Below are 12,284 nucleotides of genomic sequence, written 5' to 3' on the forward strand. Positions count from 1 at the left end.
TCAGCCTTGTAGTTGTAAGCCGCTAATTTATAAGAAGTTTTTAATCGCCTGTTTTTCCGGCAACGGCTCTGAAACCCTGTCAGGATGGGCTTTTGCGGGGTTTCCCAGCGCCCTCATCCACAGAGTTATCCACAGAAACTGTGAATGGGCTAGAAACCTCAAATAACAGAAGATCTTATGCCGTACTACGAGAAGTGGCGCGAGCTTCCGCCGCTAACTAGCGATCGTTTCCTCCTCCCGACTGTCAATGGCTCTCCGACCTGATGCCCTTGCCGCAGATTGCCCGCGTCGCCCTTGATGTTCCGCTGCGTCGCCTCTTCGACTACCGCGTCGCCGATGGCGAGCCGCTGTCGGCGGGCGATATTGGCTACCGCGTACGTGTGCCCTTCGGTCGCAACGAGAAAATCGGCATTCTCGTCGAGCTGCCGGCGGCGAGCGATTTTCCGCTGGAGCAACTCAAGCTTCTTGGCGAGGTCTTTCGCGACTTGCCGCCTTTGCCCGCAGACTGGTTTCGCCTTAGCGAGTTCTGCGCCGACTACTATCACGTAGCGCTCGGCCAGGTGATGCTGTCGACCTTGCCGGCCGGGCTGCGCGCCCTCAAGCCCGTCAAGGCCAGAGCGCCGCGGCAAGCTTCGCCAGGCGCGGCCGTGGCGGCGCCAGAACTGACGGGCGAGCAGCAGGCGGTGCTGAACGCGATCGCCGAGCGTGGCACCGGCTTCCACGCCTACCTTTTGCACGGCGTGACCGGCAGTGGCAAGACCGAAATCTATCTCCGGCTCATTGAGCGCGCCCTGGCCGATGGACAGCAGTCGCTGCTGCTGGTCCCGGAAATCAATCTGACCCCACAGCTTGAAGCCCGCGTCGCAGCGCGTTTTCCCGCCGCCGGGCTGGTCAGTCTGCACAGCGAGCTCGGCGAGGCCGCGCGCAGCCGCAACTGGCGCGCCGCCTTGACCGGCGAAGCGCGCATCGTGCTCGGCACCCGCCTGGCCATCTTCACTCCGCTGCCCGAGCTCGGCTTGATCGTCGTCGACGAGGAGCACGACCCCTCCTTCAAACAGCAGGACGGCATCCGCTATTCGGCGCGCGACCTGGCTGTCTTCCGTGCCCGCCAGGGCGCCATCAAAATCATCCTCGGTTCGGCGACGCCTTCGCTCGAAAGCTGGGCCAACGCCACCGCCGAGGCTGGCCGCGGTCGCTATCGTCTGCTGAGGCTGAGTGAGCGGGCGGTCGAAGGTGCTCGGCTGCCGAGCGTGCAGCGTATCGACACCCGCCTCGACAAGCCCCAGGACGGCCTCAGTCGTGCCTTGCTACGCGCTGTCGAGGAGCGCCTGGCGCGCGGCGAGCAAAGCCTGCTCTTCCTCAATCGCCGGGGCTACGCACCGGTGCTGGCCTGCGCCGCCTGCGGCTGGACCTCGCACTGCCATCGCTGCGCCGCCAATCTGGTGCTGCATCTGGTCGACCGCCGCCTGCGCTGCCATCACTGCGGCTTCGAAGCGCGCTTGCCGAAAGGCTGCCCGACCTGCGGCAACCAGGATCTGAGCGCCTTCGGGCGCGGCACACAACGCCTGGAAGCGGTGCTCGCCGAGCACTTTCCCGAGGCTAGAGTGCTGCGCGTCGACCGTGACGTGGCGCGCAGCCGCAAGCAGTGGGAAGTGCTGGTGGCGCGGATTTACAGCGGCGACGCCGACATTCTGGTCGGCACCCAGATGCTCGCCAAAGGGCACGATTTCCCCAAGCTCACCCTGGTCGGCGCCATCGCTCCCGACGCCGCCTTGTTTGCCGCCGACTGGCGCGCGCCCGAGCGCCTCTTCGCGCAGTTGATGCAGGTCGCCGGCCGCGCCGGCCGCGCCGAACGCCCGGGTGAGTTCCTGATTCAGACGCAGTTCCCCGAGCATCCGCTGTACACCGCGCTCGTCCATCATGACTTTCCCGCCTTCGCCGCCGAGCAGCTCAGCGAGCGGCAACAGGCCGGCTTTCCTCCCTATGCGCACCAGGCCATGCTGCGTGCCGAAGCGCCGCTGATGGCCGACGCCCTCGGCTTTCTGAAAAGTGCGCGTACTGCCCGGCGGTGGGCAGCGAACATTCGGTGACCTTCTACGACCCGGTGCCAATGCGCCTGGCCCGCCGCGCCAGTTTCGAACGCGGCCAGTTGCTCGTCGAGTCGCCCGCACGGCGAGCGCTGCAGCGCTTTCTTGCCGACTGGCTGCCGCAGCTCGAAGCGATCAAAGCGCCGTCACGGCTGCGCTGGCACCTTGAAGTCGATCCGCTCGAGTTCTGATGCGGGGACGGGCTATGGCCCCCTGCCGCCAAGCCCACTCCCTCGAGCGGCGAGTGGCGAGCGGCGAACAGCAGTGACCGCCGCGGTGATTGATTGACGACGGCCACAGCGGCAGGGATACTCTGCCTGCATGCCGGTTAGCGGCCCTGCGGCGTGAGCCATTTCACGGCGCTCAGAGAGCACATCGGCTATCTTTCCGTTTGCCGGGGAATGAGTTGCGCGCTGTCATCCACTGCACCTGCCGCCAGCTGGCGGGGCAGTCAAAGTCAGCCGGAGCCCGTTTCCCGGCGCCAGGCGATGCCCTGCCGCCGTCGAAGGCGATGAATGCGATGAATGCCATGAATACGACGACCAAGGTGCTGGTCATGACGGGCCACCAGCGGCAAGCAGACACAGCGCGCAGCGGACTATCCCGTCGGCGCTGCCAGTAGCGACAAGGAGTCCTGATGTCTTCCGAATTCGTAGCAGCGATCGACCTCGGGTCGAACAGTTTTCACATGATCGTCGCCCGCCTGGTCAATGGGCAGGTGCAGGTTCATGACCGTTTGCGCGAGATGGTCCAGTTGGCGGGCGGTCTCGATGCGCGCAACCGCCTGTCGCAGGAATCGCAAAAACGCGCCCTCGAATGCCTCGCGCGCTTTGGCCAACGGCTGCGCGACATTCCGCCCGAGCAGTTGCGCATTGTCGGTACCAATACCCTGCGCCAGGCACGCAACAGTGCCGAGTTCGTGGCCCGAGCGGAACAGGTTCTCGGCCACAAAGTGGAGATCGTCCGCGGCCAGGAAGAAGCGCGCCTGATCTACCTGGGCGTGGCGCACAGCGTCGGCGACGTCTCCGGGCAGCGCCTGGTGATCGACATTGGCGGCGGCAGCACCGAGCTGATCATCGGAGAAAAATTCGATCCCCTACACCTGGCCAGCCTGAAAATGGGTTGCGTCAGCTTGAGCCGTGCCTGCTTTGGCGATGGGCGCTTGACCGCCAGCCGCCTGCGCGAGGCCGAACTTCTGGTGCAACTGACCCTGGAGCCGGTGCGCCAGGAATATCTGGCGCGTGGCTGGGCCGTGGTCACCGGCGCGTCGGGCTCGATCAAGGCGATCCAGGACGTGCTCATCAGCGAAGGCTGGAGCCGCGAGGGAATCACCTGCGAAGCCTTGCGCCGGCTGCGTGCCGAGCTGCTTGAAATACGCGACACGGCGGCGATTGCCGGCCGCTGGCAACTCGACCCGGCGCGGGCGCGGGTCTTTGTCGGCGGCTTCGTCGTCCTGCACGGGCTCTGCGAGGCGCTCGCCATCGAGCAGCTCGAGGTCTCGGAAGGTGCCCTGCGCGAAGGCCTGATCTATGATCTGCTGGGCCGTATCCGCCACGAAGACGTGCGCGACCGAACCATCGCCGACGTCATCAGCCGTTTCAACCTCGACGAAGGCCAGGCGGGCCGCGTCTGTGCGACTGCGCAGGCTCTGCTGCGGCAGGTCAGCAGCCAATGGCGGCTCGCCGACGAAGCGGCGGCGCCGGTGCTCGAACGCGCCGCTCGCCTGCATGAAACGGGTCTCCTGCTGACCCACGACCAGCACCACAAACACGGCGCCTACGTGCTCGAACATGCCGATTTGCCCGGCTATTCGCGCGACGATCAACTGCTCTTGTCGGCACTGGTCAGGCGCCACCGCCGCTCTTTTCCGAGCAAGGCCTTCGCGCATTTGCCGAGCGACTGGGCGCGCATGGCGCCGCGCCTGTGCGTCCTCCTGCGCCTGGCGGTGGTGCTGCACCGTAGCCGCAGCAGCGTGCCCTTGCCGGCCATTGGGCTACGCGTCGACCGGCGACAGATCGAGCTGCGCTTCCCGCCTGCCTGGCTTGAAGAGCATCCGCTGACCCGCGCCGACCTGCAAAACGAAGCGCGCCTGCTGCGCAAAGCGGGTTTCGCTTTGCGTCTGGGTAGTCCCGACAGCAAGCTGACGCCAGCGACCTCGGACACGCCGGCCGCGCCATGAGCAGCGAGCCGGGCAGTAGCGCTGCGCCGCGGCCGCTTGCTGCCGGGGTGTCGCCGGCGCAGGGGCCTTGTGCTGGCCGCCCGACGATCGGCGCGCCGCGCCGGTGATACGCATCTTTCTGCTCCTGCCGCTGCTCGCCGCCGCAGTCCTTTTTCTGGCCGGCCTCGAAACGGCGCCGCTGGTCAGCCGCAGCGCAAGCATTTCTCCCGCGTCGGTCGCCGAAGCTCGTGGGCTTTTGCTCAGCAACGACCCGCGCCGACTGCGCCGTGGCGAACAACGAACGGCGCAGATTCCGGTGGCGCTGATCGACGAGGCCTTCAACCATCTGGCCACCCGCAGCCTGCACGGACGCGGCGCGTTTGCCCTGGTCGACGAGGCGGGTGAGTTCCGCTTTAGCGTTCCCGTCCAGCTTCCCGGTCTAAGCGGCGCTCGCTATCTGAATCTGCGCGCCGTTTTTCACGCCGGAGGTGGGCGTGGGCAAGCGCAGCTGGCATCCGCGTCGCTGGGATCGCTGCCGATACCACCGCGCCTGTTCGAGTGGCTGAGCGTCTCGGTGATCGAAATTGCCGGTCTTGGCGAGCAGTGGCAGCTGTTGCGGAAAGCTTTTCGTCGTCTCGACTTCGTGCCAGCGCGCAGCGCGGTCGCTGTTACCTACGTCTGGGAGCCGGGCCTGCTCGATCGTGGCCGCGCTCTCGCCTTTACGCCGGCCGATAAGCAGCGTGTCGAGGCCGCGCAGCGCGCGCTGGCAAGCCTGCTCATGAACTACCCGGTCAACGCCCGCGTGCCCTTGAGCGAGGTTCTGCCTCCCTTGCTGGCCGGTCCTGAGGGTGAAGAAACGCTGCAGCAACGACGCGCGGCGCTGCTCGTCCTGGCCGCCTATGAGTCGGAAAAAGCCTCGACGCTTTTTTTCCACAAGCCCGCGAGTGGCCGCGTCCGCGCCGCCTGAAGCTGGAGTTGCTGGGGACGCTACGACAGCGCGCAGCATTTCTCCATTTCCGCCGCTCTGGCGGTCTGGGCCGGCGAACCGGCGGCCAACGCCATCGGCGTCTACAAGGAAATCGACGACTCTCGCCGCGGCAGCGGCTTCTCCTTTGCCGACCTGGCCGCCGATCGTGCCGGGACACGCTTCGGGGAATTGCTGCTGGCGATTCAGCGCGTCTCAACGCCGCCCTGCGCGGGCCTCTGCGCGACAGCGATCTGGCGCCGCCGCTGGGCGGGCTCCCGGAGTATCTGTCGGCAGCCCAGTTCGAGCGCCGCTACGGTGGCCAGGATAACCCTGCCTATCGGCAAGTGAGCGCCGACATCGAGGCGCGGTTGGCCGCGCTACCACTGTATCGCTGAGCACTGGCCCGGCCAGAAAAGCCGGGAAGCGGCGGCGATGCTTCTCTGTGACTCGCTTCAGCCTTGGCGGGGATGAAACAGCGTCCGTGCGACTTCCGGCGTGCCACTGTTGGTGCGCAGCCAGCTCAGGCGGTCATGCAGCTTCTTCTGCCAGCTGGGCGTCAAGCCGGGCGCCGCTGACAAACGTTCCAGGATCGCCGGATCGGGCCGGTGCTCGCGCCAGATTGCCACAGCTCGGCAAGAGAAACTGCGCCCGGCAGACGTTCGATCAATTCGAGCCGGTCGCCGCTGCTGATCGTCGCCCCTTCGAGCACACGGTAGTACCAGCCGGTCAGGCCGGTCTCGGCGATCAGCCGTGCGACGCCATCGTGAGCGTAGCGATGGTCGATCTTCCAGCACGGGCTGCGTGGCTGGCTGACCTGAACCCGGGCGCGACCGAGGCTGAAGACGTCGCCGATGAAGACCGTGCTTTCGTCGACCGCGGCGGCCGAAATGTTCTCGCCGATACTGCCGACGAGCAGTTGCGCAGCAATCGCCGGCAAGCGCTCGGCCAGACGCCGATAGTTGTCCACGGCGTACTGATGCAGGGCTTTCTCCGGCCCGCCATGGACCCGCCGGTCGGCCTGGATGTCTCCGGCCAGACCTCAAGGCTCAGCTCTATCGGGCCAATGACCGGTTTCTTGTAGATCCCGGTCGACTGTCCGTGTTCCTCGATCCTCGTCAAGCCGCCGCTGAACAGCATGATTTCGTGTCATCTCTCGTTCCATAGCCAGGCGGCGCCGCGAACGCCGGAAGAGTCGCCATGCACGTTACGCAACAGCCGCGTGCGAATGACATCGGAAAAGACGTGCGTGGCCCACAGGCGCGGCACCGCGTCATACAGACGCTGGATATTCGAAAGGCCGCCGCCGAGCACGATGACCTGCGGATCGAGGATGTTGACCACCTGCGCCAGCGCCTTGGCCAGGCGGCGCTCGTAGCGCGCCAGGGTCTGTTCGCAGTTCAGGTCACCGGCTGCGGCAGCGGCGCAGATCTGCTCGGCAGCGAGCGCTTCGCCACCATGTCGCAGGTGGTCGGCACAAAGCGCCGGCCCCGACAACCAGGTTTCGACGCAGCCGAAGCGCCCGCAGTAGCAGCGCGGCGGCGGCAGGCTCTCTTCTTCCGGCAGCGGCAAGGGGTTATGCCCCCATTCGCCGGCAATGCGGTTGGCTCCGTTCAGCACGCCTTGATTGACGACGATGCCGCCGCCGACGCCGGTGCCGAGAATCACCCCGAAAACGACTTCCGCGCCTTTGCCGGCGCCGTCGATGGCTTCCGAAAGAGCAAAGCAGTTGGCGTCGTTGGCCAGGCGTATTTCGCGCCGTAACAGCGCCTGCAGGTCTTCGCGCAGCGCTTCGCCGATCAGGCAGGTCGAGTTGGCGTTTTTTATGCGGCCATCAACGGTCGATTCCGCGCCAGGCACGCCGATGCCGACGCTGCCGGTCTCGCCAAGCTCGCTTTCCGCAGCTTCGATCAGCCTCGCTGACCGTCCTGAGCGTGCCCCGGTAATCGCCCTGCGGCGTCGGACAGCGCCGCCGCAGCAAGACGCGGCCGGCGTCGTCGAGCGCGATGAGCTCGATCTTGCTGCCGCCAAGGTCTATGCCGATACGTAACACGATCTATGCGCTTTGCCTAAATTCCAGCGGACCGGTGCTGGCCGCTGGTCGGAAAGAAAAAGAAACCGAAACAAAAAAATGGCCAGGCTCGTTTTCGCCCGATGTTGTCCCTATCTTCCACTCGCCTTGTCCAGTGCTTGCTCCCGAATCATCAGCGCGGTCAGAAGGGCGTGCAGGGCGACCGCGGGCCACAGCAAGATGCCCGTCGAAATGCCGGTGAAGCCAAGATAGGCGAGGTACAGCGTGACCGCTGCGCCGTAGACCAACATGCCGAGCCGCGGCGGGCCGGGCCAGCAGGCGAGCCCAAGGGCGATCAGGGCGATACCGGCGACGCGGGCGACGGGTATGGCGATGCCCGTCAGCTCCTCGCCCAATAACAGGCGCCCAACGAGCGATGGGAGGATCAGCAAGGCCAGGCCGGTGGCGATTTCTCCCACCGCGGCGAAGGCCAGTGCCGATCTCATGGCCCGGCCTGGCCCTGGCTGCGCAGCTCGCTCACGCGACTCGTTTTGCGTAAGCGCCGATCCTTAGCGCTTCTGCGCATCGCTGGCCGGTGCGGCGCTGCCTGCCGCTGGCGCCGCCGGCGCGACCGCGGCAGGCGCGGCTTGAGCAGCCGCGCTGGGCTTCGCGCTCTCTTCCGGCGGGAAAGGTTCGAGCTTGACGGTCAGCTTGTCGATCGTGCCGGTGAACTTGAACGGCGTGTCGTAGCGATACTCGATGAGCGCCAGCGGCGTGCGCGTGTCCTCGCCGACGTCGAAGGTTTCGTCCTCCGGGAAGGTGATCGGGACGGTGTGTTCCATGGAATTCCTGGCCACTTCCTTGCCATCCACCGAGAGAACACCCGTGCCGCCCTTGGCCAGGCCCGGACCATCCGACTTGAAGTCGAAGACGATGCTGTGCTTGCCGGCAGCCAGCTCGGGTCCTTCCCAGGTCGTGCGCTTGAGATCGAGCAGGTTGTAGAGGAAGACCACCTTGCCCCGGCCGACGCCGAAGTCACCCTTGCTCAGGAACAGGCCATAGCCGCCGAAGCGGCCGCCCTGGGTGACGATCATGCCTTCCGCGCCGCCCTCGGGAATGGTGACTTCGGCGGTGATGCGGTAGGACTTGTCAATGATGCTCGGCGCAGTGCTGGCCGGCACGCCGGTCAGGCCGCCCGCATAGCTGAACTCCGTGCGCCCTGCCTTCAGGCTCGGCCGCGGCGTATTCCAGCGCGTCAGCGTCGTGTTGTCGAGCGGCAGCACGTTGTACTTCGCCGCCTCGACGTAGAAGATGCCCTGCATCTGCTTGAGCTTCTCGGGCATCGTCGCCGCCAGGTCCTTGTTCTGCGTCGGATCCTCGATGACGTTGTACAGCTCCCAGCGGTAGCCGGTGATCACATCCGGCGGTTTCGCGCTGCTCAGCTCCCAGGGGCGCGTCGCCGGGGTGGTGGCCGCTACCCAGCCATCATGATAGATGGCGCGATTGCCGAGCATCTCGAAGTACTGCGTCGTGTGCCGGGTGGGCACGCCGGCATTGGCCTTGTCCCAGGTGTAGGCCATGCTCGTGCCTTCAATCGGCAACTGCTTGATGCCCTTGATCGTCTCTGGTGCCGGAATGCCGGTCGCCTCGAGGATCGTCGGAACGATGTCGATGACGTGGTGGAACTGGCGACGGATGCCGCCCGGATCGCCGATATGGCCGGGCCAGGACATGGCCACGCCCTGGGCCGTGCCGCCGAAATGCGACGGTACCTGTTTCATCCACTTGAACGGCGTGCCAAGCGCCCACGCCCAGGCCGCCGAGTAGTGCGGAAAAGTCCGCTCGGAGCCCCAGAACTCGTACCACAGGAACTGGTCCTTGATCGGTACCTCGATGCCGTTGAAGGTGGTGAACTCGTTCGGCGTGCCGTTGACCATGCCTTCGGCGCTGGCGCCGTTGTCGCCGCTGATGTAGATGATCAGGGTGTTGTCGAGCTCGCCCAGGTCCTCGACCGCCTGGATGACGCGGCCGATCTGATGATCGGTGTAGGCCTGATAGGCGCCATAGACGTCGGCCTGCTTGATGAACAGTTTCTTCTCCTCAAAGCTCAGCGAGTCCCACCTCGGCAGCTTGGCGCCGCCGTAGATCTCCTGTCCGTCGGGCCAGGGCGTCAGTTGTGCGTTTTCGGGCATGATGCCCAGCCGCTTCTGGTTGGCGAAGATGGTCTCGCGCAGTTTTTCCCAGCCGTCGTCGAACAGATGCATGGCGCTGATCTTGTCGATCCATTCCTTCGTCGGGTGGTGCGGGGCGTGCGTGCCGCCCGGCACGTAGTAGACGAAGAACGGCTTTTCGGGCGCCAGCTCCTTGAGCTGTTTCATGTACTGGATCGCCTCGTCGGCCATCGCCGTGGTCAGGTTCCAGCCCGGATTGCCCTGAAAAGGGTAGATCGGCGTGGTATTGCGGAACAGGTTCGGTTGCCACTGGCTGGTGTCTCCACCCACAAAGCCGTAGAAATACTCGAAGCCCATGCCGTTCGGCCACTGCTCGAACGGTCCGGCCTGGCTGTTGGCGAAGAAGGGCGTGTTGTGGTCCTTGCCGAACCACGCGGTCGCGTAGCCGTTGTCTTTCAGGATGGTGCCGATGGTGCCCTTCTCGATCGGGATGATCGAGTCGTAGCCAGGGTAGCCGGTGGCGATTTCTCCGACCACCCCGAAGCCCACCGAGTGATGGTTGCGGCCGGTGATCAGCGCCGCCCGCGTCGGCGAGCACAGCGAGGTGGAGTGGAAGTTCGTATAGCGCAGACCACTCGTCGCGATGCGGTCCAGCGCCGGGGTCGGGATGACGCCGCCGAAAGTCGACGGCGCGCCGAAGCCGTCGTCGTCGCTCATGATCAGCAGCACGTTCGGCGCAGCTTTCGGCGGCACGATGCGCGGCGGCCACCAGGGGGTCGACTCCGAGGCCCTTTCCTTGATCACTCCGCCGAATTTCGGATCGGGGGGTGGCAGCTGCTTACCGCCAAGGGTGGTGGTGGCGCTCGGAGAGCCGAGAACTCCGGTGACCTGCTGCGCCCTTGCTGCGCCGACGACCGACAGGGCTGCGAAGAAGAAAAACAGCAGTGCCGCTATGCAGCGATTCCTGGACATGGACCGACGCCTCCGGGGTGAATATGCCTCGCATTATGCCAATAATGGCCGCCGTCAGGTACTGATCGCCGGGCGCTGCCGTTGACGGCGCCGTTTTGATCAAGAAATAGCGCGGCATCAGCGACTTCTTCTGCAGTGACAAAGCGCTGGATGAGTGATGTGGGTTCATGCTCCCTGCTCGTCGAACGATTCCGGCGTGCAAGCCGGAATGCGCACTGCAAGTGGGGGGAGACGGTCATGACTTTCATGATTTGGGGTGTCTTCCACGTGTCATGACCGTTAGGCGCTTGCCCTCTATGCGTAGTAACTCGCCACGTAGTCCTCAAAGCGTCCCTGCGGCAGCGATTCCAATCGCTGTTGCTCGACCAGAGAGGCTTGTACGCTGTCCTCGAACTTGGCCAATGTAGCCGCGTCCAGCGGCTTGGGCCAGCAAGCTCTCGTGGTGCTGCTGGGACTGCTGCATGGCGAATTTGAAGTAGCCTTTGTGTTCCCTCGCGGCAAGCAGCACCTGGGCCGACGGCGTCGTCTCCGGGTGATCAATTCGGGTGCGCAAGCTGGCCAGCGTGCTGCTGTAGTTATCGCCACCGTAGGCCACATCCAGCATCTGCGCAAAAGGCTGCATGTCGTCGAACAGGGCGTGTGCAATGGGCTGGAAAGCTTGTTCGCGGTTGTACACCAGCAGGGTCAGGTCAGGCTGGCGGCCCTGGTTGACGATACGGGCCTGGTTTTCATCGTTTTCTCCCTGCTCGCGCGCCGTAATGGGAGGACTCTGATGAAAAAGGCACATCAGTAACAGGATGTCGGCAAAAGTGCTTTGCTCGGGGACGATACCGATGTCTACGAACGGGTTCAGGTCAAACAGGCGCACTTCCAGGTATTCGACACCGTATTTCTTCAAGGCCAGCGCCGGGCGCTCGCCCGCCTTGGCGACGCGTTTGGGCCGGATGCCGGCATAAAATTCGTTCTCAATTTGCAGCAGGTTCGCGTTGAGTTGCTTCCAGCGCTCGCCTTCGCGCACGCCCAGCTTTTCGTAGAACGGATCAGGGGTGCGAATCGCCGTCTCCAGTGCCTGGGTGTACTCGGCCAGTGAATTGAAACTGACGTGCAGTTGATCTTGCGCCCGGTTCTGATAGCCCAGGTCGCTCATGCGCAGGCTGGTCGCGTAGGGGCGGAACAGGGTGCCTGGAACGAGCTCCTGGAGGCCTGACCGGCGGCCTTGCAGGAATGATTGACAGATCGCGGGCGAGGCACCGAACAGGTAGGGAATCAACCAGCCAAAGCGCAGAAAATTGCGAATCAATCCGAAATAGCGCTCGCTGACAAAGTCCTGCAGGCTGCCTGTTCCGGAGCAGCAGCCTTTCAAAATTACCCAGAACTCCTCAGGCAGCGACCAGTTGTAGTGCGAGCCGGCAATCGTCTGCATGTGCCGCCCATAGCGAAGGCCCAGGCCTTCGCGATAGACAGACTTCATCATGGCGGAGTTGGAGCTGCCGTAGTTGGCAATGGCGATGGTCTTGTCGTCGCCGACGACGCAGGGCATGGAGCCTGCCCACATGATTTCTCCCCGCATCTGCCGGGCCGTGAAGCGGTGGATGTCGCGCAGGAAATCCAGGGGAAAGGCCGGGTCTTGTGACGGAGGGGTGATGAACTCCAGCAGCGCTTCGGCGTAGTCGGTGGTAATCCAGGGGTGGGTGAGTTTGGAGCCCAGCGTCAGGGGATGAGGGGTTTGCGCCAGGTAGGCACTGGCGTCCACGCGCAAGCATTCGCGCTCGTAGCCGCGCGTGATACCGCGCAAAACCTGCGCGTGATCTGGCGAGAAGAACTGCCGCATCTCATCGCAACATGTGAACTTCAACATAAGGCGTCCTTCTTTGCGTAAATTGGGGTTGCGTCTGCCGCTCTCCAGCCGCCTGTCGGACGT

General features: G+C 64.7%; 6 protein-coding genes and 3 pseudogenes. 3 read left to right on the forward strand and 6 right to left on the reverse strand.

The window, feature by feature from the left end:
- The first annotated feature begins 263 nt into the window (after window positions 1-263).
- The 3 genes and pseudogenes from V5B40_RS00130 (at window position 264) to V5B40_RS00140 (ending at window position 5,212) form a co-directional block, all read left to right on the forward strand.
- Window positions 264-2,278: pseudogene (locus tag V5B40_RS00130) on the forward strand (primosomal protein N').
- 446 nt (window positions 2,279-2,724) lie between these two features.
- Entirely contained in the window at window positions 2,725-4,266 is a 1,542-nt protein-coding gene (locus tag V5B40_RS00135; protein WP_332352562.1) for a Ppx/GppA phosphatase family protein, read from the forward strand.
- Window positions 4,267-4,333: 67 nt separating this feature from the next.
- Entirely contained in the window at window positions 4,334-5,212 is an 879-nt protein-coding gene (locus tag V5B40_RS00140) for a hypothetical protein (RefSeq protein ID WP_332352563.1), read from the forward strand.
- A 556-nt stretch (window positions 5,213-5,768) separates the two neighbouring features.
- Here V5B40_RS00140 and V5B40_RS00145 read toward each other — a convergent pair.
- From V5B40_RS00145 to gshA, 6 genes and pseudogenes are all read right to left on the reverse strand, one after another.
- A complete protein-coding gene (locus tag V5B40_RS00145; protein WP_332352564.1) occupies window positions 5,769-6,179 on the reverse strand; it encodes an MOSC domain-containing protein in 411 nt (136 codons plus the stop codon).
- A 179-nt stretch (window positions 6,180-6,358) separates the two neighbouring features.
- Window positions 6,359-7,265, reverse strand: a pseudogene (locus V5B40_RS00150) (ROK family protein).
- 107 nt (window positions 7,266-7,372) lie between these two features.
- Complete coding sequence (locus V5B40_RS00155) at window positions 7,373-7,726, reverse strand: hypothetical protein (RefSeq protein WP_332352565.1); 354 nt, start codon at window positions 7,724-7,726, stop codon at window positions 7,373-7,375.
- Between the two features lie 63 nt (window positions 7,727-7,789).
- Window positions 7,790-10,363: an arylsulfatase gene (locus tag V5B40_RS00160; RefSeq protein ID WP_332352566.1), complete on the reverse strand. Its 2,574-nt coding sequence runs from the start codon at window positions 10,361-10,363 to the stop codon at window positions 7,790-7,792.
- Window positions 10,364-10,428: 65 nt separating this feature from the next.
- Window positions 10,429-10,533: pseudogene (locus tag V5B40_RS25055) on the reverse strand (oxidoreductase); the annotation flags it as partial.
- Window positions 10,534-10,685: 152 nt separating this feature from the next.
- Window positions 10,686-12,221, reverse strand: coding sequence for a glutamate--cysteine ligase (gene gshA / locus V5B40_RS00165; protein ID WP_332352567.1), 1,536 nt, complete (start codon window positions 12,219-12,221; stop codon window positions 10,686-10,688).
- Between the last annotated feature and the right edge of the window lie 63 nt (window positions 12,222-12,284).

This window comes from Candidatus Accumulibacter meliphilus (assembly GCF_036625345.1).
GTDB lineage: Bacteria > Pseudomonadota > Gammaproteobacteria > Burkholderiales > Rhodocyclaceae > Accumulibacter > Accumulibacter meliphilus.